Origin of the sequence: Sphingobium sp. EM0848 (assembly GCF_013375555.1) — a bacterium.
Classification (GTDB): domain Bacteria; phylum Pseudomonadota; class Alphaproteobacteria; order Sphingomonadales; family Sphingomonadaceae; genus Sphingobium.
This window is the reverse complement of the sequence record NZ_JABXWB010000005.1, coordinates 958,881-983,740: the sequence shown is the minus strand read 5'-3', so window position 1 is coordinate 983,740 and position 24,860 is coordinate 958,881. Positions and strand designations below refer to the sequence as shown.

The following is a 24,860-nucleotide window of genomic DNA, read 5'->3' as shown; positions in this document are numbered from 1 at the left end:
ATGGCGCCCCTCTCCAGCGCGTGAGAGGGGCGCGAACTTGAACAGGCTTCACAATCAGACCCGCTGCCTGATGTCCAGAGGCGCTACGGGACGCGGCGACCCGCGACCAACTGGTAGATCAGAACGATCAGGGCCAGAACAAGCAACAGGTGAATGAGACTGCCGCCAACAGGCACGATAAAGGCTCCAAGCACCCAGATGACCAGAAGAATAAGAAACAGGGTCCGCAACTCCTAGGGAAGGAGCATGATGCCAAAATGGCTGGAAGCGGCGCGCGTTTCCCTGCCCTCCTCCAATCGGCCACTGCACCCGCCGGTTGCAAGGTCCAGCGCGCAATGAAGAAAATTTTTTCCCTTGCCCGCAAATGCGACTGAGGTGACGTGGCGCGCGTGACGTCCGTTCCTCATGCGCATCGGATTCCTGTTCAACCATGACCAGATTCATCAGGTTGCCCACAGCCTGCCCATCGCCATGGCGCTCGCAAAAGGCGGATTCGATGGGGAAATTATCGTCGCCACGGCCAACGACCGGCTGGCGGCGGAGGTAAAGCGGCTGGCGGGACCGCTGCTGGGCTCGGCCATCCAGCATGTCGAGTTGAAGCTGGCTGCCCGGTCGAAGCGGATCACCGGGTTGCTGGGCGGCCTGATCCCCGCCGGAAAGCTGCTGCTCTATCGTGATAATCTGAATTTCTTTCGCAGCCTCGACATGCTGGTCGTGGCGGAAAAGACCTCTCTGCTGCTCAAGACCCGCTATGGTCTCGACAATCTGTTCATGGTCCATACCCGCCATGGCGCGGGCGATCGAGCCATCGGCTTCGACCCGGCGAGCGCACGGTTCGACCATGTGCTCTGTTCGGGCGGAAAAATCCGCCGCCGTCTGATCGTGGAGGCCGGGGTCGATCCCGAAACGATCAGCATCGTCGGCTATCCAAAATTCGACATGGTCCGCCAGACAGGACGAACCTATCATTCCATCGGTGAGCGGCCGGTGGTGCTCTACAATCCCCATGTGTCACCACATCTGTCCTCCTGGTATCGCCATGGCAGGGCAGTGCTGGACCATTTCGGACGCCATGACGAACGCGAACTGATCTTCGCGCCGCATGTCATGCTGTTCGAGCGCCCTTTCGTCCTCACCATCGACCGGCTGACCGTCAATCGTGCCGGGACCATCGAAAACCGCTATCTGCACGGCGACAATATCCATTTCGATCTGGGAAGCCGGGCTTCGACGGATATGAGCTACACGATGGCGGCTGACATCTATCTCGGCGACGCGAGCAGCCAGGTCTATGAATTCCTGCTGCAATCCCGCCCCTGCATCTTCCTCGACAGCCATGGCACCTCATGGCAGGGCGACCCCAATTTCGCGCATTGGCAGGCGGGGGAAGTGATCACCCATCCCGACCAGCTCGGCGAAGCGCTGGATCGGGCGAACGACCTGCATCGGGACAAATATCGCGCCGTGCAGGAACGGCTCTTCGCGGAGAGTTTCGATCTTGACGGCCGCCCTTCGTCGGAACGCGCCGCAGAAGTCATCGCCGCCCTTGCGGAACGCAGGCGCGCCAGCCGCAATGCCCGCCCGACGGTCCAGGCGGCATGACGGCGCTGCTGACGATCGTCCTGCCCTTTTTCAACGAACAGGGGTGGATCGGTCCCACGATCGACAGCCTCGTCGCCCAGAGCGACCCACGATTCCGCCTGCTGCTGGTCGACAATGGATCGACCGATGAAGGCCATGCCGAAGCAGCGGCCCATGCCGCTCCGCTGGGCGATCGCGCGTCCCTGATCGCATGCCCGAAACCTGGCAAGATCCATGCCATGGCGTCGGGCCTTTCCCGGACCGAAACGCCGCTGGTCGCGATCTGCGATGCCGACACCTATTACCCAGCGGACTATGTGAAACGGATCGTCGCCCTGTTCGACCAGCGCCACGATGCGGCAGCGGTCATGGCCATAGACCTTTATGCGCCACCGCTTTCACCCGAATCCATCCGACGCGCCGCCTTCATCATGCGCAAGAGCCGGCGCTTTCCCAGCAAATGCCATGCCGGGGGCTATGCCCAGGCCTTCCGCACGCAAGCGCTACGGGCCGCCGGCGGTTTCGACGCGGAACGCTGGCCCTATGTGCTGGAGGATCATGAAATCGTCCACCGGGTGATGCGCCATGGTCCCGTCCTCTATCATCCCGACCATGTCTGTTTCCCGTCCAACCGCCGCGCCAGCCGCGCATCGGTCAGCTGGACGCGGGCGGAACGTCTGCTCTACCGTTATATGCCGCGACGGGCGTTGGACTGGTATTTCTACCGCTTTCTGAGCCGGAGACTGGCGGCCCGCAACAGCATGGGCATTGCCCTGCGCACAAAAGACTGGTCTGCATCTGCTTCATGACGCAGAACGAAGGAACGGCCGGACGTATATTCAAGGGACTGGGACTGGTGCTTGGCGGGAAGGCCGGGGCCGGGTTGATCAGTCTTGTCTATCTTGTCATCGCGGCGCGGGCGCTGGGTCCGCGGGATTATGGCATATTGGTGCTGGTCCACGGCTATGTCACGGCGGTCTGCGGCATCGTCGAATTCCCGGCGTGGCAGGCGATCGTCCGCTACGGCGCCGAAGCCGGGGAAGAGGACGCGCCGCACCGGCTCGCCCGCCTGCTGCGTTTCGGTACTGCGGTCGAACTGACCGGGGGCGCGGTGGCAATCCTCGTGACCATGGCCCTCGCCCCTTTCGTGGGACCACGCCTGGGCTGGCCGCCCGAAACGGTGGCCTTCGCCATTCCCTACAGCTTCGCGGTGCTGGGATCGGTACGGTCGGCGCCGGCGGGCTATCTGCAACTGATCGGCCGTTTCGACCTGATCGGCCTGCATAATATGGTCCAGCCGATCGTGCGGCTGATCGGCGCGTCGCTGGCATGGCTGATGGGCTGGGGATTGAAAGGCTTCCTCGCCGCCTGGCTGATCGCCGCGCTGGCGGAGTTCGCCGTCCTCTGGGGCATGGGTCTTTGGTTCGCGCACCGTCGCCTCGGCGGGATACTACGCCGCCCCCAGCCCGGCAGCGCAAGCATGGATAATCCCGGTATCTGGCGCTTTCTGGTCGCCAGCAATGCCGATGTCACCCTGAGCGAACTGGCAGGCCGGGTCGCGCCGCTGATCGTCGGCTGGGTGCTGGGACCGGCCATGGCGGGGCTGTTCGCCGTCGCTCAGCGCGCCACCGTCATCATCGCCCAGCCCGCGCAGATCCTGGGCAACACCGCCTATGCCGAACTCGCCCGCATGGTCGCGGCGGGCGAAGGCGGTGCGCCGCTGCGCCGCACGCTGCGCAGGGTAATCGGCATCGCGCTTGCCGCCGCGGCCCCGGTCACGATCGTCGCCGCGCTGTTCCCGACACCGATCGTCACGTTGCTGGCGGGCCCTGCCTTCAAGGCGGCCGGCAGCGTCATGGTCGTGCTGATCGCCGCGCGCATGATCGCGGTCGTCGGGCCGCCTTGCAGTTCCGCCCTGTCCGCCATGGGCTATCCCGCCCTGTCGATGAGCGCCAACCTCTTCGCCAGCCTGATCTTCCTGCCGCTCCTGCCCTGGCTGCTGAACCATGCGGGCCTGATGGGCGCGGGCGTGCAGGCCATATGTCAGGCCCTGCTGGCCAGCGCCCTGCTCGCGGGCCTCGTCTGGCGATGCAGCCTGGCCCGATGATGCGGATCGCCTATGTCATCAACTCGGTGGAGGGCGGCGGCGCGTCCCAGCCCGTTCCCGCCATCACCCGCATTCTGCGCGAAGCCGGTGCCGAAGTCCGTGTCTTCGCCCTCACCCCCCGCGACCGCCGGGGCCTGCCGGCGATGGTCGACGCGGGCCTCGATCCACTGGTGCGCGAAGGCGGCCTCACCGACCATCTCGCCGCTGCCCACTGGCTGCAACGCTCCATCACAGACTGGGGCGCCACCCATATCTGGACCTCGCTCAGCCGCGCGACCATCCTTGGCCTGATCCTCGGACCCCGGCTGGGCCTTCCCGTCATAAGCTGGCAACATGCCGCCTATCTGAAGCCATGGAACCGCCGCCTGATGCGGCTGCTCCAGAAACGGGCGATGCTATGGATCGGCGATTCCCGCTTGGTGACGACCCTCACGGCCCAGCGCCTTGCCGTGCCGCAGGACCGCCTTGTCTGCTGGCCGATCTTCGCCGCCGACGCCGCCCTGCCGCAGGCCCACGCATGGCAGCCGGGCACGCCCCTCCGCATCGGCAGCCTGGGACGGCTGCACCCGGTCAAGGGCTATGACGTGCTGATCGCCGCCCTCGCCCGGCTGAGGGCCAAAGGCTTCGCGCCCCCCGTTCCGTTCGACATCCGCATAGCCGGTGACGGCGCGGAACGCACCCGTCTGGAAGAACTCGGGCGCCAGGCAGGACTCGACAACCTACACTTTACCGGCTTCGAGCCCGCGCCCCACCAATTCCTCTCGACCCTGCACCTCTATCTTCAGCCTTCCCGGTCCGAAGGCTTCTGCATCGCTGCGCATGAAGCGTTGACCGCGGGCCTTCCGGTTATTGCATCGGCCGTGGGCGAACTGCCCTATTCCATCCGTCAGCAGGTCACCGGGCTGACAGTGCCTGCCGCCGACATCGACGCACTGGCCGATGCCCTCGCCAGGCTTCTATCCGCCCCGAAAAGACTTGCGCAAATGGGACAGGCCGCCCGCGCCGATATGCTGGAGCGCTTCTCCTGGGACCGCTTCGCGGCCACCGGGACGGCAATCATGGAGCGTATCCGCCAAGCATCCGCCTGATATCGACCCCCAGCCCACGCAACGACGTGTCGACCCGCTTCACGTCGAACAGCGTGATGTCCCCGCATGCGGCCAATGTGTGCATCCCCGCGCGATACGCGCCCGCTGAAACCGGCAAAGCCAGCGGCTCCCCTGCCACGGTCGCGAAATTCCCTTCGTCCAGCCGATCGATCCAGAGCGGCCGGATAGCCCCGCCATAGGTCGTGCAGCAATCCTGTACCGGCAACATGATCCTGTCCCCGATGACGACCGGCGCGCCGCCGGGCCGCGCCGAAGCCCGATCCACCCGCACGGGATTGCCCGGATGCGGCCTGTACGGACCACAAAGGCTTTCAGCCCAGGCGACATGCAGATGCGCCTGTTTGGACAATTTGCTATCGGCAGGCGAATAGAAAAGCCACCACCGCCCCTCATGCCACAGGATGCTGGCATCCACCGGCACGCAATCCAGTTCGATCCGGCATTCCGGCCGCCAGTCGCGTAAACCGCCATGATCCCGATAGAGCGTCAGCCCGCCCGAGCGATGTGCCTCCGGCAACATCCACATCGCGCCCTCCCCGGAAAAGACCTGAGGATAGGAAAGATGCCAGTCCTCGATCAGACAGGGACAGCGCTCGACGAGCTGCATCGCCTCATCGAACATCAGCGCTTCGATGATGCCATGCCGCGTTCGATAATCATATTGTTCGGCAAAGACATGCAGCCTTCCGGCATCATCCCGCCAGCCAAAGGGATCAGCGAGAAAGGTGAATTCAGGCTCCTCACCCAGCCACTGGATATCGGGCCCAATGCCACCGGCGGCGACGATGTCACCAATCGGGTAGCGTGCCATGGCGCACCGCCATATGTCCTTGCGCCGGGGCATGATGTGCGACCGTTAAGCGGGGACAGGCGACAGGGCAAGCCCGAGCCGAAGCATATCGATCCTGCGCCGGACCGCATCGCCCGACACTGGATCGAAAAGCGTTATTCCCCTAAGGGGGCGCCGACCCGGTTCGGGGCATGTGAAGAAAAAGGACAAATGTGGCATACGATATCGATGGCAATTTCCCGCTGACTTGCGCTGAGGAGGCGCGGACCGGGATGCCGTCAGAGGATCGCCTCCCGCTGCCGGGCCTTCTGGCGCTCGCCATGGCCGCTTTCATTACGCTACTCACCGAGATCATGCCGGCGGGCCTTTTGTCATCCATCTCGACCGGGCTGCATATTTCGGAAAGCATGGCCGGGCAGTTCATCACGGCCTTCGCGCTGGGCGCACTGCTTTCCGCGATCCCGGTCACCGCCATGACCCGGAGCGTTCGGCGCAAGCCTTTGCTGCTGACCGCGATTATGGGCTTCGCCATCGTCAACTTCATCACGGCCATCTCCTCCAACGTCACCCTTTCCCTGTTCGCCCGGTTCGTGGCCGGACTGTTTGGGGGCGTCGTCTGGTCGATGCTGGCGGGTTACGCCGTCCGCATGGCGCCCAAGTCCATGAGCGGCCGCGCAATCGCAATCGCAGGTGGCGGAGCGACGGCTGCGCTGGTCTTCGGCGTTCCCCTGGGGGCAGCGTTCAGCAAGGCGGTGGGATGGCAGGGCGCCTTCGCCATCGTATCAGCGACGGCGGCACTATTGGTAGGCTGGATCATGTTCGCCGTGCCCGATTATCCCGGCGATGCGCATGGCAAGCAGGAATCCTTTCTCGGCGTGCTGTCCCGACCCGGCATTGCCGCCACGGTCATGGTGATCTTCGTCTATATCGCCGGTCACAATATCATCTACATCTATATCGAGCCGTTTCTGCATAGCCTTGGCCGTGTTTCCCAGCTCGATTTCGTCCTGCTGCTGTTCGGCATCGGTTCGATCGGTGGACTGGCGCTGGTCGGAACGCTGATCGATCGGCACCTGCTGTTGCTCGGACCGTTATGGATCGCCTTCTTCCTTCTTGCCGATCTCATCTGGATCTCCGGGCCAAGCGCCAACCTGCCCATGTACGGAGCGGCGATCTTCTGGGGCATATCCTTCGGCGGCTTCGGCGTCATCACTCAGGCTGCCACGGCCCGATTGGCGGAAAATGCCGTCGACATCGCGCAATCGGCCTGCACCACGGCATGGAATACGGCCGTCGCCTGCGGCGGTATCTCTGGAGGGGTCCTGCTGAATGGAGTCGGGCCATCGTCCTTCCCCATCGCCACTCTCGCCCTCCTGATCGTTGCGGTTTCGATATTAATCCTCAGGATGAACCGCGTATTGGCAGTAACAGGCTGACCAAAAATCCGCCTTGCACTAAGGAATATTGGGGATTTTCGCCCGGCTGACGACGGGAAGGTCAAGCGCTTGGCGCAACCTCCAATCCATGTCCTGTCACATCAACATTGGCTCAATCGCCTGACCATCGAGCCCGCGATAATGCACACCCAGTTCCTCCAGCAACGGCAGGCTGCGGGCGATACGCCCGGAAAGTTCATTCGCCGGGCGATGGCAGAGCTGAAAAGCCGCTTCGGCCATTGCCTCAACCGGTTCGATATGGTCGCGTTCGTCCCAGCCGCCAACGGACAGCGCGCCTTCGCTGGCGACCGCACCGACTGGAGCCAAGACATTGGCCGCAATATTCCGGTCGGCCAGTTCGATCGCCCAACCTGCCGTCATGCGGTCCAGCGCAGCCTTGCTCGTGCCATAGAGCGTCGGATGCCCGTGAAGATTGAATTGTATCTTGCGGTCATTCAGGTCCCAGGGTGCAGATGGAGGCAGATCCGCCGTGGCGCTGGAAATGTTGAGTATCCACCCTGCCCCCCGTGCCTCCATATGCGGCAGCGCAGCCTGAGACAGATCGAGCGGCGCATAGAGATTCATCTGCATCGCCAGCTCGACATGGCGAGCCGATACTTCCCAGATCGGCACGAAGCGCGACCAGGCCGCATTATTGACCAGGATATCAAGCCCGCCCAGCGTGGCGACGCATTCGGCAACGATACCCGAACGGTCCACAGGATTGGCGAGGTTCGCCTGAATTATACAGCATGTGCCGCCAGAAGTACGGATCGCCGCCGCAACTTCCTCCAGCGAACCGGCCAACTGGCCCCCAGGAGCAACTGTGCGTGCGACAAGCGCGACAGCGGCCCCTTCAGCAGAAAGCCGTCGGGCAATTGCGGATCCGATTCCCCGGCTCGCTCCTGTGACAATCGCAACCTTGCCTTTCAGCGGCTGTGCGCCTTCTTCCATGTTCATCCTGTACTCCACGCAGCTTATTTTTGGCTGTTAATCACCATTAATGCGGAAATTTTGCCACAAAATATTACGCATTAAAATAGTATAATACTGCCATCCACACATTTTACGCGATAATCCGGCACAAATATCGGGCACTTCTACCTTTGAAGACCACGGTGGTTCCGAGATCGAATGACCGATTATCAGCGCGCAGAGGTGGCAAGAAATAGCTGCAGGTCTGGCTTGGGTCCTAACATTGAAGCGCTGTTGGACAAATGTGGGTAACGTCCCGACTCCGCGCCCACCCTGGAACAGACATTGAAGGTTGCGGACGGGGCTTCACCTGTCTCCACACAATCCTATCACTATCCTGATCCGACCGGCGACGATGGCGTCGATCCCGCGCCTGTCCCGTAGCGCCTGCTCCGCCGCCTCCGCCGCGCTGCCCAGCGATACCCGGCCAAACATCGCTGCCGTCCCCGCGATCTTGTGCAATTCGCCTTGCGCCTCCGCGACCGCCTCGGCCTCAGGCGCCGGATCGTCCATCAGGCGGGACAGGAGAGCCGACCAAAGCGCCAGTTTTTCGCGGAAACGCTCATTCAACTGTTGCGTCACCGGATCGACGGCGGCGAAGTCTTCCTCCATCCCCTTGTCCGGCAACCATGTCGCCAGCGCCTGTCGCAATTCGGCCATGCGGATCGGCTTGACCAGATGCGCCTGCATCCCTGCACTGAGCGAAGCATGGACATCCTCGCCAAAGGCATTGGCGCTCAAGGCCAGGATCGGCAGCTCCTGCGCCGTGATGCCATGGCCGCGAATGGCCCGCGCCGCGTCGAGCCCGCCCATGACCGGCATCTGCATGTCCATGAGAACGATGGCATAGGGCGTTCCCTCCTCGCGGGCGCGCAACACCGCGGCAATCGCCTGCGCGCCGTCGGGAACAATCACCGCGTTGCACCCGATCCGCGCAAGCATCGCCCGGACCAGTTCCTGATTGACGTCGTGATCTTCCGCCACCAGCACGCGCAGGTCGGTGAAATCGGCAACGCTGTCCCGCACCGGCAACGGAAGGACTGGCGGGGCGACATGGCCCGCTTCCTCAAAGGGCAGGCGCACGGTGAAGCAGCTTCCCTGCCCCACGGTGCTTTCCAGCGTCAATTCGCCGTTCATCAGCGTCACCAGCTGGGCGCTGATCGACAAACCCAGCCCACTGCCGCCGAAGCGCGCGGCGATGCCGACATCAGCCTGCACGAACTTCTCGAAAATGGCGGCCTGCCGGTCGGGCGCGATGCCAGGTCCGCTATCCTCCACCGCGATGACCAGCCGATCCGCGCCGTCCCGGCGAACGCGTAGCGCGATATGGCCTTCGGACGTGAACTTGACCGCATTGCCCAACAGGTTGAGCACCACCTGCCGCATCCGCAGCCCGTCCCCCATCATCATCCGGGGCAAGTCGCCCGCAATGTCGCGGATCAGATCCACCCCCTTCTGCCCGGCGCTGGCTCGCATCAGGTTGAGGCAGGCGTCCAGCGCATGGACCAGATCGAAGGGTTCGCGCGCGATCTCCATCTGCCCGGCCTCAACCTTGGAAAGGTCCAATATGTCGTTCAACAGGCGCATCATCGCCCGGCCGGAATCGGCGATCATCTTCACCTGATGATGCTGTTCAGACGGCAGCCCGCCGCCCAGCAGCAGGTCGGCAAAGCCCAATATCCCGTTCATCGGCGTGCGGATCTCATGGCTCATATTGGCCAGGAATCCGGTCTTGGCGGCGCTCGCCATCTCGGCCGATCGCCGGGCGGAAATATCCTCCACCACGCAGACGAAGAAATCCGGCGCGCCCGCCGCGTCGCGCACCAGCGAAACGGTCATGTTGATCCAGACCAGCCCGCCATCCTTGCGGACATAGCGCTTTTCACGGGCGAAATCGTTGATCTCCCCCAACAGCAGGCGGCGTGCCTGCCGGGCGTCCATCTCATAATCGGCGGGATGGGTGATCTGACGGTAATCCAGCCCGACCAGCTCTTCCCGGTCATAACCCGCAATCTCGCAAAAGCGGTCGTTGACCAGCAGGAAACGCCCCTCCGGCGAGGCATGGGCAAGGCCGACGGCCGCCTGCTCGAAGGTCGCGGCGAAGTGCCGGGCCGCGTCCGTGTGCGCCGCATTGGCAAAGCCGGTGACGATCGGCCCGGCCATCAGGCGGACGACATCCAGATCGGCACGGGTGAAGGCAGCAACCTGATCGGAATAGACCTTCAGCACACCGGCAATCTCGCCATGATAGGGCAAGGGGACCAGCATCATCGACCGCACGCCGACCCTTCGGCAGGCGTCACGGTCGACACGCGGATCGGTTTCGCTGTCGTGACAGAATTGGGTTTCCCCGGTGGCGACGCACGCGCCCGACAGGCTGCCGCTCAAGCGCAGGCGCAGGCCGATCTGCCTGATCGAGGTGCCGCTCACGGCGCGATAGACGACATCGTCGCCCTCACGCATCTCGACGATGGCGCCGGTCGCGAGCGGGATGATGCGCAGGGCGCGCGCCACGACCTCATCGATGATGTGCTGGAAATCGGCATAGGCCTCCGTCACTGCGGCCTGCAGCGCCAGCATTTCCTTCATCCAGCCGGGCGAATCCGAATTAGCCATGATGAGGCACCTCCCAGCCGTGGACACGGAAGCCCGCAAAGCCGGGCCAACCAGACAGCAACGACACGAGGGTGCGTTCCGCTTCCGCCGCGAGAGACGGTGCGCCGTGGAAGCTGACGCCCGCCGGATCGGTCCCGCTTTCCCGCGCAAAGGCGAACACCGCTTGCCCAGCGCCGGCACTTTCCGGCGCATTGAGCAGTTCCGCCCCCGCGTCGCTGAGTTTCAGCGTGCCGCGTGGTGCGCGTCGGTAGAAGCGGGTCGCTTCCTGCGCCACCGGGCCGGTCTCTATGGCAATGCGGACAGGCGGGCCTGCTTCGTCCAGCCAGCTTTCGGCAGCATCCAGAACCCGTTGTGGATCGGTGCGATAGGCCATGACGATGATCTCGTGAAGGGAAGCGCGGGCGGAGGCAAGCGCCGCCGCCCCCTCGGGCGAGCGGCGCATCCACCAGGGCAGATCGACGGCCACCGGCCCATCCCATGTCTCCGCGATGGCGCGCACCGTCTGCGCCCAGCCCTGCCATCCCGCCTTGGGATCGGCCGCGAAACCGGGCAGCGCATAGGGCTCGATGTCGAGTTCAAGCAGCGGCCGGGCCGCCAAATGATCGTCGCACCAGTGGCGGAGACGGGTGAAGCGACGAACGGCCTCGACCCGCCCCTCCGCTTCAGCCATGGTGGGATCGCCGTCGAGCAGGCGAAAACCGATGCGACGCTCCGCCAATGCCGCCGCCAGCCCGACCAGCGCGGCGTCGGGCACGGCTGGCGCCTGTATGGCAAGTTCGGTCCACCCCGCCGCCTCTGCCCGGCGGACAAAGGCGACCGGATCGGCATGCCAGTCCTGCTCCCGCCACACCCATGTGCCCCTTGCGCCAGATCCTCCGGCACCCTCGGGCATGAGCCTCACCACGTCGAGCTGCGCTGAGCCACCAGCAGCCGGGCAGGTGAGAACGAGCGTCCGTTCCCCCCAAATGGTGGTAAATGGAACAACGACAGGCCCATCGCTCCAGCGTGCGGCCGGAACTTCGGGCGCGTCCCGCCCAGCCGGAACGACACTGACCCCGATCACGGCATCGGCCTGCCCCTCCAGCCGCCATTGCCCCCGATAGGCGCGGGGCAGGCGCCTGTCGGGCCAGCGCAACACGACCCCCGCCGGGGCATGTCCCGCCCGGCAGTGGATATGCTGGCGGCCAGCCCTGCGCTCCACCACCACCCGTTCCTCGGTTCCGAAGGGTCGAATCTCGGCCAGCGGCAGGATATTCTCACCGATCGGCACCAGCGGGGGCACGGGCGGCGGAGCGGCGCGCTCGGGCGCCAATGCGCTGGGGTGGAATATGCCCGCCTGGATCGTGCCGGACAGGGTCAGCTCCTCCACTTCGCGCCAGTTTGTCACGGCCGGTCCTTTCCAGATCACAGCAGAGGGTGCCGCAACAGCCGTTCCCGCCAGCAGCAAGAGGCCAGCGCTTTTCACTGGCGGACGAATGCGGAACGCCCTGCCGCAGCCCAGCGGTTATCCTTCCGGAAGAACCGCCACATGCCATAGAGCCGAAACACCAGATTGGCCTGCCGATAACCCAGATTCTCCACCACCGCGGCAACCCCGATCATCGCCAGATCGCGCGCGCGGGGCGTGCGGCGCAACTGCACTTCCTCCAGCGCCAGCGTGCCAAGGCTGAGCGCCGTGCCGAACAGCACCGTCAGGGAGAAGAAGGCCAGCACCACAGTGCCAGACTCGATCCCCATCAGCCAAAGCAGCGGAATCAGCAGATAGCCGAACAGCTCGCAGGGTGGGCCCAGCACATCCTCGATCACGATCAGCGGCATGCTGACAAGACCGATCCGGCCATAGCGCGGATTGGCGAGCATCCGACGATGGTTTCCAGCGCCCCCTGCTCCCACCGCGCACGCTGGTTGCGCAGACCCGCCCATGTCTCCGGCGCGTCGGTCCAGCAGACGATTTCCGGCACGAAATCGATGCGATAGGGCTTTTTCTCCTCCCGCATGCGGCGGTGTATGCGGGTCACGACCTCCAGATCCTCACCCACCGTATCGTGGCGATAACCGCCGATCTCCACCAGCGTCGCCCGGCGGAACATGCCGAAGGCGCCGGATATCAGCATCAGCATGTCAAGCCGGGCATTGGCGATGCGCGCGGTCAGGAAAGCCCTCAGATATTCCAGTATCTGGTAACGTGGCAGCCATTTGCCCGGCAGGCGGATTTCACGCACATGCCCCCCCGCAACGACCGATCCATTGACGATGCGGATCGCCCCGCCCACCGCCATCAACGATCCGTCGTCGGCCATGAAGGGTTCGGCCGCGCGCAGCAGGCCATCAGGCTCGATGATCGAATCCGCGTCGATCACGCAGACCAGCGGCGCGGCCGCAAAGCCGAGGCCCGCATTGACCGCATCCGCCTTGCGCCCATTCTGTTTGTCGACGAGGATCAGGTTGGGGTAGAGCGCCGATCCATAGACGCCGTGAATCGTCGTCTTCTGCAATTCGGCCAGTTGCTCCCGTTCGATCGGACGCAGCGCGAATTCCCGGACCAGGACCTCCAGCGTGCGGTCGCTGGAACCGTCATTGACCAGGATCACCTCGTGATCGGGATATTCCAGTGCCAGCAGCGCGCGCACGCTGTCGGCGATCGACAGTTCCTCATTATAACAGGGCGCGATGACCGACACCGGCAGGGCCAGGTCGGCATAGCGGGTCCACAGGTCATAGGATCGGCTCGCGGGCCTGATCCGCGTGACGAAGATACGCGCCGCCAGCAGAAGCTGGATCGTCGAGACCAGATTGCGGATGGTGACGACAATGAAGCAGAGCAGGCCGATGGCGATCAGCGTCCCGACGCCGATGCTGGAGGCAGTGGAGAGAATGCGTTCCATCATGCAGCGGCCTGCAACATCTGCACCGCCTGTTGCGCGCGCAGGCGGACCCAGGGCGAAGGATCGTTCAGCAGGCCCGTCAACAGCGGCAGGGCGGCGGTCAGTTTCATGATCTGGCAGGCGCGAATGGCGCGTGACCGCACCGGATGTTCGGGGTCCTCCAACATTCTGATAATCCATCCCGCACTGCCCGGATGACCCAGCCGGGTCGCGGAATCGAGTGCGGCAAGGCGCACGGGAGCATGGGGATCGCCCGAAGCCGTCGCCAGCAGCGGCATGGCCGCGAAATCCTCCGTCCAGCCGAGCGCATCGATCACCAGCGCCCGGACGGCCGGGGGAAGCTGATCCGACCTCCCCAGCGCGAGCAGCTCGGCCGGATGGCTGACCGCGATCAGACGGAACAGGCTGCGATGCAGCGGCGTGATCCGCGTTTCATAGAGCGAGAGATCCTCGATCAACCGTTCCGGCGCCGGCAGGGCATCGAGCTGCGCCAACAGGGATGCCGCCTCCAGCCTGGTGTCGATATGGGGGTCCTCATGCAGTACGGACCGCAGCGCGCCCACCGCATGTTCACCGCCGATGCTACCCAATATGCGCATCGCATCCACCTGAGCCCGGCGGCGCGAACTGTGCGCCCTGCGCAGCGCGTTCTTCAACAGTCCATGGCGTTCGACCAGCGCGATCAGCCGCTCCCGCTCCTCGCCGCGCAGCAGCTGGATCATACGGCCGATCGCGGCCAGCTTGTCTGCGGTGCGCGCCTTGCGGAAGGCGGGGCCGGACAGGGCATCTTCACCGCTCCCGCCCATGATCTCGCGGATCAGCGCCTTGATCATCGCGCTGGCCTGCGCTTCGCCGCGCTCTGTCCGGTCGCGGCGGATCACCAGGAACAGCAGCAGCGCCGCCATGCCGAGCGCGCCGTAGAAGGAGATGAAAATGGCGATCTGCGCGACATGGTCGGGGATCGGCATCTGTCCCATGGTCAGAACCCGATCTGCAGGCCGACCGACCCGCCCTTGCGCGTGTAGGTCGCGCGGCGGCGCTCATAGTCCAGCCCGGCGCGCAAGTGAATCCGTTCGGTCAGCGGCAGGGTCCCGCCCAGGAACAGCGAATGGACCTGCCGGGTGATGCCCGCTTCGGTATCGGGATAGGTTGCCGCCCCGGCATAGAGGGTCGTGCCGCTCGCCAGCGACCCGTCCAGCCGGCCGGATACACCGGCACGGTGCGTGCCCTGCTCGTCCCACAGGTTGATCATCCGGACCGTGGCGCCGATGCCCAGCCGGGCAGCCGTCAGGCGGATGCCCGGCAGGAACGTCGTCACCGAAACATCCCGATATTCGGCATGGCGCAGGTCAGCGAGCAGGGTCGCATAGGGGGTGACATCCGCCTCCACGCCACCGCTGACACCCCATTTCTCCCGAAAATCGGCATGGGGCGTCACAGCGATGGCGGCATAGGCACGAACATGCGGCCCGAAGCTCTGGTCGATGCGCCCCTCGATGCGGGTATCGACGAAGCTCTGGCGGTCCTCCCGCTCGGCGGAGAGCGACAGCACCGTTCCCGGCCCGACCCGGCCAAAGACCGCCAGCGTCGTCGTCGACCATGTCTGCCGCGGTCGGTTGGCAAAGGAGACATCGGAAAAGCCCTGCGTCGCCGCCAGGCCAAAGCGGCGGGCCATGTGGGGAGCGGACTCCGTGCGAAGCTGCCGGCGGATCGCGGCGGCCTCCGCATCCTGCGGAGAGCGCTGTTCGATGACCGCGACCTCGCGCTCGGCGGCGGCGCGGTCGCCCGACCAGAGATAGGCGCGGGCCAAGGCGGCGCCGATGTCGTTATCCGCAGGCGCCAGCGCCTGTGCACGGCGCAGCGTCGCTATGGCCTGAGGATAATCACCTGCGAAGGCATGGGCGCTGCCCAACAGGCGCAAAATCTCCGGATCGTCGGGAAAATCGGCGCTGGCCCGTTCCAGCAGGACAATCGCCTGCGCTTCGTCCTTGCGCGCGAGAGCGGCGTGGGCGGCAGCGATCTGCGCCTCGCGCGAAGACACTGGCGCGGCCTGCGCCGGAGCAGGCAGGACCATGGGCGCCAGCGCCAGAATCGAGAGAATCCTCACCTTACCGCCTGGGTGGATTTGAGGATCGCATTGACCCGCACCACCAGCTCGTCGGGGATAAAGGGCTTGGTCAGATAATCACGCGCGCCGGAGGTCAACGCAGCCATGACATCCGCCTGCCCCTTGCGGGACGTCAGCATGACCACCGGAATTCCGGGCAGCTCCTCAGTCACGATCCGCAGCACATCCGCCCCGGACATGACCGGCATCATGGCGTCGAGAACCAGCAGGTCGACGTCCCCCTGCCGTGCTGCCTCCAATGCGGAAGCGCCGTCCTGCCTGATGGTCACGTCATGGCCTGCCGCTTCCAGCTTGAAGCGAACCAGTTCGCCCAGCAGATCATCGTCATCGGCAACCAGGATATGCGCCACGATTTCCTTCCCCTTCCATCGTTTCGGCCATCGGCAATGACATTCAACTGGGGAATTTTCCCTTTCTTAACAATCTATAATGGCAAATTAACCTTCATTTCGTCGCAGTCCCAAAACGGCCCGCCGGGACAAGGACACAGCGGCGGCCGCCAGTTTGGAGGCCCTGCCTGCAGCGAAGCGGACCTTCCCTACCCCCCATGCCAAATGGGCGATCGATCTTTTTAATGCCTGCCCCCCTCCCTTCGCTGGCAAATCGATGGAATGTGGGGGAGGATGACAGGCGAAGCGGCATGGCGGCGTCAGACCGTCGACCATGACCCAGCTTTCTTGAGGAGGGGGTAAGAATGAGTTCAGATCTCGGCCGGTGGGATGCCATTCTCGGCGAACTCGGCAGGCGGCAGGATTTTGCGCGCGCCATGGGGGGCGCCGACCGTCTCCAGCGTCATCGCGACGCCGGCAAGCTCAATGCGCGGGAACGGGCCACCGCCCTGTTCGATGACGGCAGCTTCGTCGAGATTGGAGGCCTTGCAGGCGTTCTCAGCGAAACGGGCGAAGCGCCCGCGCCCGCCGACGGCCTGATCGCGGGCTTCGGGCGGATCAACGGGCGTCCGGCACTGGCCGGGATCGAGGACTTTACCGTGCTGGGAGGATCGATCGGCGACGCCGCGTCCGACAAGCGATATCGCCTCACGCAACTGGCCGCGCAGGAACGTGTGCCGCTTGTCTTCATGCTGGAAGGCGCCGGACACAGGCTGACCAACAAGCATCCCGGACGCAGTCCCAATGACCTCCAGGGCCTTGCCGAACTGTCGGGGCAGGTGCCGATGGTCAGCCTGGTGCAAGGCGCTTCGGCAGGACATGGCGCGCTGACCGCGCCCCTTTCGGACTTTGTGGTGATGACGCAGGCGGCATCCATGTTCGCGGCGGGGCCACCCCTGGTCAAAGGCGCGATCGGGGAAGTGGTAACGAAGGAGGAACTGGGCGGCCCGCAGATGCACGTCCTGGCATCGGGCGTCGCGCATAATCTGGCTGCAGACGATGCGGCAGCCATCGCCATGGCACGACAATATCTGTCCTATTTCCCGCTCAACGCATGGGAACACCCGCCGCTTGTTCAGGAAGGCGATATCGGGCGACGGCGGCTCGATGACATATTGGCATTGATCGATCCCGATCCGCGCTTCCCCTTCGACATGCGCTCGCTCCTGGTCATGCTGGTCGACGAGGGCACGCTGTTCGAGGTTCAGCCGAAATATGGCGCCTCGCTCGTCACCGCCCTTGCACGCCTTGGCGGTCAGAGCGTCGCTATCGTGGCCAATAATCCAGCCGTGGGCGCGGGCGCCATCGATGCCGCAGCCGCCCAGAAAGCGACCCATTTCATGGATGTGGCGGGCGCCTTCCATATTCCGGTCCTGTTTCTGACCGACAATCCCGGCGTCATGGCGGGCACGGTGGCAGAACGGTCGGGCGTGCTGCGGCACGCGGCCCGCATGTTCGTTGCGCAGCATCGGTTGAAGGTGCCCAAGCTGCACGTCACTCTGCGCAAGGCATTTGGCTTTGGTTCCTCGATCATGGCGATGAACCCCTTTGACGGCCAGACAATCTCACTGTCATTTCCTGCCATCACCCTGGGTGCGATGCCGGCGGCGAGCGGAGCCGACGCCGCCAAACTGGACGCTGAGACGCGTGCCCGCGTGGCTGCGGAGCAGGCTGGGGGAGCCTATCATCTGGCGGACAAGATAGGTTTCGACGATGTCATCGACCCTCGCGATCTCCGCAATGCCTTGCTTGATGGCCTGATCCTGGCCGAAGGGCGACGGAACAGGGCGGTCGAACCCACGCGGCTGCCGGGCATCACGCCTTGATAGCTACATTCTCCGGCTTGTCGTGAAAGGACCCGGCCAGGATGGCCGGGTCAGTTTCAGGAAACCAAAAAAGTTTCCCTCGGGTCGCGGCGCGGCTTATGGCGGACAAGGGTGCCCGCCCCTATCCGGGTTTTTCCCGGTCCCGCGCGCTCCGCTCACCCGCCCAGCGCGATCAACTGCGCCAATCCGTTCACGCCCGTCTTGCCCATGACGGACGCCCGATGATCCTCGACCGTCTTGGGACTGAGGCCAAGAATAGCGGCGATCACCTTGTTGCTATGCCCCAGGATCAGAAGTTCGAAGACCTGCCGTTCACGCGGCGTCAGCGCCGCGGTCCGGGACAGTTGCCGCCGCCGTTCGCATGCCCAGTCGATGCCTTCCCTCGCCGCAGCCAGCAGACGCTCCTCATCAATGGGCTTTTCCAGATAATCGAGGCCGCCATAGCGCCGGACGGAATCCACGGCGTTGGCCGTGGTAGGCCAGGCCGTCATGAAGATGATGGCCGTCGAGGGATCCAGCACCCTTATCTGGTCGGCGAAGGCGAACCCGTCCAGATCGCCCATCATCACATCCGTCACGATGCAGTGAGCCGGCGCGGTAACATAGACGTCGAGCAGCTGGACCGGATCGAGGAAGGAGTCAGCGTCGAAACCGTGACGGCGGAGCAGGCGGGCAACGCTGGCCCCCAGATCGCAATCGTCGTCCACCACATAGATTTTCGATGCATCATCCGTCATGCCACTTCTCCGGTCAGGGGCAGGGAAATCATGGCCCTGACATCGCCAACCGCGGACATATCGCGCCATAACGTGCCGCCATGCGCCTCCACAATGGCGCGTGCGATCAGCGTGCCCACCCCCATGCCTGCCCTTGGCACGATGTCCACATAATGGCGGTTCGACACGGTGATCTGCACCTGGTCACCTGCCTTGACGGCCGAAAGCCTGACCTGCGCGTCGCCGGTGGCCTGGATGGCGTTGCGCAGCAGGTTCATCACCGCCTGCGCCAGTTCCACCTCCTGCGCCAGAACGAGCAAATCGGGATCGACCGGATCAACCTTCAACATCACGCCTTCGCTTTTGGCTTCCGGGGCGGCGAGCGTCGCCACGCTTTCGATCAGGGCGGAAACCGGCAGCGGCGTGGGTTCGTCGACGGCGCGCCCGCCATAGCGGCGCAGACGCCGCACCAGATTGGACAATGTCGCGGCCTTGCGGTCGATCAATGCCGCACTCTCGGCTATTTCCGGGTCGGAAATGCCGGTGATGGCATGCAGATGCTTCGCCTCTATCGCCAGGGTCGAAAGCGGCTGGCTGATCTCATGGATGACGGCAACCGACATGGCGCGCAGGGTCTTCAGCCGCTCCGCCTGGAACAGCAGCCGATCGCGCCGCTCCAGATCGATGCGCGCCTGTCGCTGGGCGTCGGCGAAGCTGCCGGCGAGATAACCGACCACCGCCACCATCGCCAGAGCCAGATGCAATTCCAGGCGTGCGCCGGTCGTCATGTGATGCGCGGTATATGGCAGCATGAGCATGGTCACGATCACCAACGCGCCCCAAGCCGCAGCCCGTCCGAAACGCAGACCGATCCAGGCGACAGCGAAGATGACCGGCATGGGCTGAACACCCAGCCCCGCCCGGGCCATCGTATCGGTAATCACGATGCCGCCCAATAGCAGGGCACTGCTCTCCACCAGCGCAAGCCAGGAAATGTCGCTGTAAATCTGGAATGGCGGACGAGGACGGCTCATCAGCCATTCCGCAATCCACAGCAGCGGCGGCGCGAGGATAAGAACGCCCAGCAGATCGCCGACGGCGAAAGCGGAAAGCGATGTAACGACATCGTGCATGCTCTTCACGCCCGTCATGTCGGGCCGCAACAGGCTCTGGGGCAAGGCCATCAGGGCTGCCACATTGGGCGCCGCCACCGCCGCCAGACTGAAGGGCATGGGTGGGATAAGCACGCTGGCCCGCGCGCCGCCCGCAAGCCAGCGGATCGCCGCCACGGTCCCGCCATAAGCGAATACCGGCCGCCAGATACCCATCAGGATGAGCGGCCAGTCCGACGAATCGAGCGGGAAGATGCCTTTGGCCATGTTGACCGCCAGTTCCACGATCGCGATGGAAGGCGTCAGCCGCGCTCCCGCATACCACATCAGGGCCAGCCGCAAACCGGCGGCCGGATACCAGACCGAGTAAAAACCGTCCCCGCCCCATGCGGCCGCCATCCAATGCGCGCCGGCGAAACCCGCGGCATAAACAACCAGCAGTCCCAGTTCGCGACGGTCAGGCAACCATCGCGAAAAAGGCTTCTGAGAAGGGACGCCTGCACTTGTCATCCATACTATGTGACAGCGCCAGCTATTTGATCAAAGCCGGAAAAAACCCGGATCGGTCGTTCCGATCCGTTGTTCAGCGCGGCGCCATGCGGATGGCGCCGTCGAGGCGGATGACCTCTCCATTCAGCATGGGGTTGCGGATGATGGATTCCACCAGCTGGGCATATTCGGCTGGCTTGCCAAGGCGACTGGGGTGGGGCACCTGCGCGCCCAGGGCATCCTGCACATGCTGGGGGAAACCCTCCATCATGGGGGTCAGGAAGATGCCGGGGGCGATCGTCATCACGCGAATCTTGTGGCTGGCAAGGTCGCGGGCGATAGGCAGGGTCATGCCGACCACGCCACCTTTGGACGCACTGTACGCCGCCTGACCGATCTGGCCGTCATAGGCCGCGACCGATGCGGTATTGACGATGACCCCGCGCTCGCCGTCCATGTCTTCCACCGACACGGCGCGCGCCGCGAATTTGGAGATGACGTTGAACGTGCCGATCAGGTTGACCTCGATCGTCTTGCGATAGATGTCGAGCGGATGCGGCACATTTTCCTTGCCCACGGTCTTCACCGCCGGAGCGATGCCCGCGCAGTTGACGAGGATGCGCGCAACCCCATGCGCCTGCTCCGCCGTATCCAGCGCCGCCGAGACGCTGGCATCGTCGGCCACATTCACGCTGACAAAGACGCCGCCGATTTCGGCAGCCGCAGCCTTGCCCGCTTCCTCGTTCATATCGAAGATCGCGACCTTCGCGCCCTGCGAAGCCAGCATCGCCGCTGTCGCCTTGCCCAACCCCGACGCGCCGCCGGTGACGATGGCGGCTGTTCCCTTGATGTCCATATACGCTTTTCCCTCTTGAACGATCAGACCAGTTCGACCGCCATAGCCGTCGCTTCTCCACCACCGATGCAGAGGCTGGCGACCCCGCGCTTGAGGCCGCGATTTTCCAGCGCGGCGAGCAGGGTTGCGAGAATACGCGCACCCGATGCGCCTATGGGATGGCCGAGCGCGGTCGCGCCGCCATTGACGTTCAGCCTGTCGGCTGGGATGTTCAGTTCCCTGGCGGCGATCATTGCAACCACGGCGAAGGCTTCGTTGACCTCAAACAGGTCGACGTCCCCGACCTGCCAGCCCGCCTTGTCCAGCGCCTTGCGGATCGCCGGGACCGGGGCGGTCGTGAACTTCGCCGGTTCATGAGCATGGGCGGCGGTGGCGAGAACCTTTGCGATCACCGGCAGGCCCAGCTTCTCCGCGACGCTCTGGCGGGTCATCACCAGAGCGGCGGCGCCGTCCGAAATGGATGAGGCATTGGCAGGCGTGATGGTGCCGTCCTTGACGAAGGCGGGCTTGAGCGCGGGAATCTTCTCCGGCCGCGCCTTGCCCGGCTGTTCATCGGTGTCGACGACCGTATCGCCGCCCCGGCCGGAAATGGTGACGGGCACGATTTCCTTTGCAAAGGCGCCGCTACCGATGGCGGCGTTGGCGCGTTCGAGCGAGCGGATGGCATAGGCGTCCTGCTCCTCGCGCGTGAACTGATAGTCGCGCACCGCTTCCTCGGCAAAGACGCCCATCGCCTTACCCGGCTCATAGGCGTCCTCCAGCCCATCCATCATCATCGTGTCGATGATGCGGTCATGGCCGATACGCGCGCCCGAGCGATGCTTGGGCAGGGCATAGGGAGCGTTGGTCATGCTTTCCATGCCGCCCGCGACGATGACGTCCGCCGTCCCGGCGGCCAGCGCCTCGGTCGCCATGATCGCCGCCTGCATGCCCGAACCGCACATCTTGTTGACCGTGGTAGCCTCCGTATTGAGGCCAAGGCCCGCGCCCAGTGCCGCCTGCCTCGCGGGCGCCTGCCCCAGACCCGCCGGCAGGACGCAACCCATATAGATGCGCTCAACGGCGCCCGGATCGAGCTTTGCCCGTTCGATCGCTGCCTTCACCGCCGCCGCGCCGAGCTCGGTAGCCTTGAGCGGCGAAAGTACGCCCTGAAAAGCGCCCATGGGGGTGCGCGCATAGCCCGCAATGACGACCGGATCGTTTGGCATTGTCCTGTTCCCTTCAAAGGCCGCGCCTGATGATCTCCACCGCTGGAATCCCTCGGCGCAAACTCAATCGTCTACTATATACTGATGAGTAAATTGCTTATGACCGCGTTTCTTGTCAATAGAGCCGCGAAGGAGTTTTCATTGCCCGGCCGTCCCTCCACCGCATCCAGTCCCGCAGCCTCATCGCCGTTCAGAACGCGTGAAGAGAAGATAAGGGAGCGGGAGGAGAAGCGCGAAGCGGTGCTGCGTGCCGCGGTCCGCATGTTCAATGCCCGCGGTTTCCATGCCACCTCGCTGGACGATGTCGCCGCATCGCTCGGCATCAGCAAGCCGACTATCTACCATTATCTGGGAAACAAGGAGCAGGTGCTGATCGAATGCGTGACGCGCGGGCTCGAACCGCTGCGTCTGGCGGCGGAAGCAGCGAAGCATGAGCCAGGCAGCGGCCTTGATCGCCTCCGCCGTTTCCTCATCCATTATGCGCAGATCAACATGGACGATTTCGGCCGCTGCGTGGTGCGGACAGGCGACGAAGCACTGTCCAGTGACGCCGCCGCGCAATTCCGCGCACGCAAGCGCGACATCGATCTGGCGCTGCGCGGATTGATAGAGGATGCCATCGCCGATGGCTCCATCGCCCCTGTCGATGTAAAAATGGCGGCCTTTGCCCTGGCTGGCGCGCTGAACTGGCCTGCGCGCTGGCATGATCCGGCAGGCCCCAGCCCCGTGGATGAAATCGCCGCCTCGCTGGTCGACATCTTGATCAATGGGCTGGCCCGACGCGACTGACCTTCGCAGTTCGGCTGGATTGCCGTTCAGCCCCGGTAACGCGCCTCGGCCAGATCCAGTTCACGCGTAAGTTTGCGAGCGACCTCGCTGCTCAACCGGCGATCGCGGAGGAGCCGGGCCAGTACCGCGCGCTCGGCCTTGACGCCGACCAGGCCGAATTCGCCGAACAAGCGGTGTCCGGCGCGCCTCTCATCCGCCTGCTGACCGCTCAGTCCTTCGATACGCTCACGGTAGAGGTCCATGATGCGCCCGCCCGCCGTGACGTAGAGATCCGCCTCTCCATGATCCTCGGCCAGTGCGTGCTGGTGCCGCTCGATGGCCTGGATCGCCGCCTCCGCAGCGGCGATGCGGGCACTGTCCTCCTCCGCCTGCTTCGACGGTTCGGGCGGCATGGTAAGGCCCTTGAGCAGAACAGGCAGGGCGATGCTGGCCAGGATCAGCGAAACGACGATCACGCCCGCCGCCAGAAATATCGCGAGATCGCGGGCGGGAAAGGCCGTGCCGTCGTTCAGCGCCAGCGGCAAGGTCAGCACACCCGCCAGCGTGATCGCGCCACGCACGCCAGCAAAGGAGGTTGCCGCAACCAGTCGCCAGTCGGGGCTGCGCATGTCGCCCGCCCGGTCCGCTTTGCGCAGGATGGTGAGGTGGAGCGAGGCCCAGACCCAGACGAAGCGCAGCAATGCGAGGCCGGCGACGATAGCGACCGTGTAGATGGCCAGCCACCAGGGTGAGGCATGGCCGGTGGGCAACACCGTCTGGTGCGCCCCTTCCAATATGCCGGGCAATTGTTCGCCCAGCAGCACGAAGATGATGCCGTTGAGCGTGAACTGGATCATGTCCCACACCGAGTTGCGGCGCATTCGAGTGGACGCCATGGTCTGGCGCGAACTCTCCGCAAAGGTCATGGTGACGCCTGCGCTGACCGCCGCCAATATGCCGGACGCATGAACATGCTCCGCCAACAGGTAGGAGCCGAACGGGATAAGCAGGCTGACGAGGATCTGCGAGCCGGTATCTTCACCCCAGCGCTTCGCGACCCAGGCCTTGGCGCGTGTCACCACAAGCGTGACCGCAACGCCGATTGCCAGACCCGCCCCCGCCACCCAGAGGAAATTGAGCGCTGCCGATCCGGCCGAGAAACTGCCCGTCAGCGCGGCGGCGACGGCGACGCGCAGGCAGACAAGGCCAGACGCGTCGTTAAGAAGCGATTCCCCTTCCAATATGTGCATCATCCGCTTGGGAATGGGCACCCGCGCCGCGATGGCGGAAACGGCGATGGGATCGGTAGGCGACACGACGGCGGCAAGCGCGAAGGCGACGGCAAGCGGCATGGCCGGGATCATCCAATGGATGAAGAAACCCATGCCCACGACAGTCAGCAGGACAAGGCCAAGGGCCAGTTCCACCACGGTCGAAACGTCTTTTAACAGCTCGTCCTTGGGAATCCGCCAGCCGTCGAGAAAGAGGAGCGGCGGCAGGAACAGGAACAGGAAGAGTTCAGGATCCAGCTCCACACGGTGCGACGTCGACAGGCCAATGACGGCGCCAAGCAGAATCTGAACCAGCGGCGTTGGTATGGAGACCGGCAGCATTCGGGATATCGCGCCGCTGACGACCACCGCCAGCAGCAGGAAAAGCACGATCGAAACTGTCTCCAAACCATTCCTCCATATTCGGATGTGAAGACTTAGGAGCGGAGGCCCGGCGAGAGCAACCCTGTTTGGGAACGCAGGTCCCGTTGCACGACCGGCGGATACCCGACGCATCACTTCGTATTTTTGTCAGATTTTTTGACAATATAATATTTTGCCGCATAAAGGGATGACCGCCAGGCGGTGCACCGAGGCA

22 protein-coding genes are annotated in these 24,860 nt (G+C 64.3%); 7 read left to right on the top strand and 15 right to left on the bottom strand.

What is annotated here, in order from left to right:
• Positions 1-83: 83 nt before the first annotated feature.
• The gene (locus tag HUK73_RS22600) at positions 84-230 is read right to left on the bottom strand and encodes a lmo0937 family membrane protein (protein WP_176594045.1); all 147 of its coding nucleotides are present in this window, start codon (positions 228-230) and stop codon (positions 84-86) included.
• Between the two features lie 175 nt (positions 231-405).
• Here HUK73_RS22600 and HUK73_RS22595 point away from each other — a divergent pair, with 175 nt between their 5' ends.
• The 4 genes from HUK73_RS22595 to HUK73_RS22580 are packed head-to-tail and all read left to right on the top strand — an operon-like array spanning position 406 to position 4,776.
• Positions 406-1,602, top strand: coding sequence for a hypothetical protein (locus HUK73_RS22595; RefSeq protein ID WP_176594044.1), 1,197 nt, complete (start codon positions 406-408; stop codon positions 1,600-1,602).
• The gene (locus tag HUK73_RS22590) at positions 1,599-2,390 is read left to right on the top strand and encodes a glycosyltransferase family 2 protein (RefSeq protein ID WP_176594043.1); all 792 of its coding nucleotides are present in this window, start codon (positions 1,599-1,601) and stop codon (positions 2,388-2,390) included. The genes HUK73_RS22595 and HUK73_RS22590 overlap by 4 nt, the downstream gene beginning before the upstream one ends.
• Positions 2,387-3,688, top strand: coding sequence for a lipopolysaccharide biosynthesis protein (locus tag HUK73_RS22585; RefSeq protein WP_176594042.1), 1,302 nt, complete (start codon positions 2,387-2,389; stop codon positions 3,686-3,688). The genes HUK73_RS22590 and HUK73_RS22585 overlap by 4 nt, the downstream gene beginning before the upstream one ends.
• Entirely contained in the window at positions 3,688-4,776 is a 1,089-nt protein-coding gene (locus tag HUK73_RS22580) for a glycosyltransferase family 4 protein (RefSeq protein WP_176594782.1), read from the top strand. The genes HUK73_RS22585 and HUK73_RS22580 overlap by 1 nt, the downstream gene beginning before the upstream one ends.
• Here HUK73_RS22580 and HUK73_RS22575 read toward each other — a convergent pair.
• A complete protein-coding gene (locus HUK73_RS22575; protein ID WP_255326504.1) occupies positions 4,745-5,608 on the bottom strand; it encodes a formyl transferase in 864 nt (287 codons plus the stop codon). The two genes, HUK73_RS22580 and HUK73_RS22575, sit on opposite strands and share 32 nt — an antisense overlap.
• A gap of 191 nt (positions 5,609-5,799) precedes the next feature.
• On the opposite strand from HUK73_RS22575, the gene HUK73_RS22570 reads away from it, so the two are divergent.
• Positions 5,800-7,023: an MFS transporter gene (locus tag HUK73_RS22570; protein ID WP_218036690.1), complete on the top strand. Its 1,224-nt coding sequence runs from the start codon at positions 5,800-5,802 to the stop codon at positions 7,021-7,023.
• Between the two features lie 96 nt (positions 7,024-7,119).
• Here the strand turns inward: HUK73_RS22570 and HUK73_RS22565 are convergent, their stop codons facing one another.
• From HUK73_RS22565 to HUK73_RS22535, 8 genes are all read right to left on the bottom strand, one after another.
• Entirely contained in the window at positions 7,120-7,983 is an 864-nt protein-coding gene (locus tag HUK73_RS22565; RefSeq protein WP_255326503.1) for an SDR family NAD(P)-dependent oxidoreductase, read from the bottom strand.
• A gap of 321 nt (positions 7,984-8,304) precedes the next feature.
• A complete protein-coding gene (locus HUK73_RS22560) occupies positions 8,305-10,614 on the bottom strand; it encodes an ATP-binding protein (RefSeq protein ID WP_176594040.1) in 2,310 nt (769 codons plus the stop codon).
• On the bottom strand, positions 10,607-12,001 hold the full coding sequence (locus HUK73_RS22555) for a hypothetical protein (protein WP_176594039.1): 1,395 nt from the start codon (positions 11,999-12,001) through the stop codon (positions 10,607-10,609). The genes HUK73_RS22560 and HUK73_RS22555 overlap by 8 nt, the downstream gene beginning before the upstream one ends.
• A 74-nt stretch (positions 12,002-12,075) precedes the next feature.
• Positions 12,076-12,474 carry a hypothetical protein gene (locus tag HUK73_RS26965; RefSeq protein ID WP_255326502.1) on the bottom strand — a complete coding sequence of 133 codons (399 nt, stop codon included), beginning with the start codon at positions 12,472-12,474 and terminating at the stop codon, positions 12,076-12,078.
• Complete coding sequence (locus tag HUK73_RS22550; RefSeq protein WP_255326501.1) at positions 12,423-13,502, bottom strand: glycosyltransferase family 2 protein; 1,080 nt, start codon at positions 13,500-13,502, stop codon at positions 12,423-12,425. The genes HUK73_RS26965 and HUK73_RS22550 overlap by 52 nt, the downstream gene beginning before the upstream one ends.
• Positions 13,499-14,476, bottom strand: a complete 978-nt coding sequence (locus HUK73_RS22545) for a HEAT repeat domain-containing protein (RefSeq protein ID WP_176594038.1) — start codon at positions 14,474-14,476, stop codon at positions 13,499-13,501. Before HUK73_RS22545 ends, HUK73_RS22550 begins: the two co-directional genes overlap by 4 nt.
• A 2-nt stretch (positions 14,477-14,478) precedes the next feature.
• Positions 14,479-15,606, bottom strand: coding sequence for a YaiO family outer membrane beta-barrel protein (locus HUK73_RS22540; RefSeq protein ID WP_176594037.1), 1,128 nt, complete (start codon positions 15,604-15,606; stop codon positions 14,479-14,481).
• The gene (locus HUK73_RS22535) at positions 15,603-15,977 is read right to left on the bottom strand and encodes a response regulator (RefSeq protein ID WP_176594036.1); all 375 of its coding nucleotides are present in this window, start codon (positions 15,975-15,977) and stop codon (positions 15,603-15,605) included. The genes HUK73_RS22540 and HUK73_RS22535 overlap by 4 nt, the downstream gene beginning before the upstream one ends.
• 344 nt (positions 15,978-16,321) lie before the next feature.
• Here HUK73_RS22535 and HUK73_RS22530 point away from each other — a divergent pair, with 344 nt between their 5' ends.
• Entirely contained in the window at positions 16,322-17,842 is a 1,521-nt protein-coding gene (locus tag HUK73_RS22530; RefSeq protein ID WP_176594035.1) for an acyl-CoA carboxylase subunit beta, read from the top strand.
• A 155-nt stretch (positions 17,843-17,997) separates the two neighbouring features.
• Here HUK73_RS22530 and HUK73_RS22525 read toward each other — a convergent pair whose 3' ends face one another.
• The 4 genes from HUK73_RS22525 to HUK73_RS22510 form a co-directional block, all read right to left on the bottom strand.
• Positions 17,998-18,579: a response regulator transcription factor gene (locus HUK73_RS22525; RefSeq protein WP_176594034.1), complete on the bottom strand. Its 582-nt coding sequence runs from the start codon at positions 18,577-18,579 to the stop codon at positions 17,998-18,000.
• Positions 18,576-20,135 (bottom strand): ATP-binding protein, encoded by a 1,560-nt coding sequence (locus HUK73_RS22520; RefSeq protein ID WP_255326500.1) that lies wholly within the window; start codon positions 20,133-20,135, stop codon positions 18,576-18,578. The genes HUK73_RS22525 and HUK73_RS22520 overlap by 4 nt, the downstream gene beginning before the upstream one ends.
• 118 nt (positions 20,136-20,253) lie before the next feature.
• Positions 20,254-21,015, bottom strand: a complete 762-nt coding sequence (locus HUK73_RS22515; RefSeq protein ID WP_176594032.1) for a 3-hydroxyacyl-CoA dehydrogenase — start codon at positions 21,013-21,015, stop codon at positions 20,254-20,256.
• A gap of 23 nt (positions 21,016-21,038) precedes the next feature.
• Positions 21,039-22,223, bottom strand: coding sequence for an acetyl-CoA C-acyltransferase (locus tag HUK73_RS22510; protein ID WP_176594031.1), 1,185 nt, complete (start codon positions 22,221-22,223; stop codon positions 21,039-21,041).
• A 141-nt stretch (positions 22,224-22,364) separates the two neighbouring features.
• Between HUK73_RS22510 and HUK73_RS22505 the strand changes: the two genes are divergently transcribed.
• The gene (locus HUK73_RS22505) at positions 22,365-23,012 is read left to right on the top strand and encodes a TetR/AcrR family transcriptional regulator (protein WP_255326499.1); all 648 of its coding nucleotides are present in this window, start codon (positions 22,365-22,367) and stop codon (positions 23,010-23,012) included.
• Positions 23,013-23,038: 26 nt separating this feature from the next.
• Here the strand turns inward: HUK73_RS22505 and HUK73_RS22500 are convergent, their stop codons facing one another.
• On the bottom strand, positions 23,039-24,670 hold the full coding sequence (locus tag HUK73_RS22500; protein WP_176594029.1) for a Na+/H+ antiporter: 1,632 nt from the start codon (positions 24,668-24,670) through the stop codon (positions 23,039-23,041).
• Between the last annotated feature and the right edge of the window lie 190 nt (positions 24,671-24,860).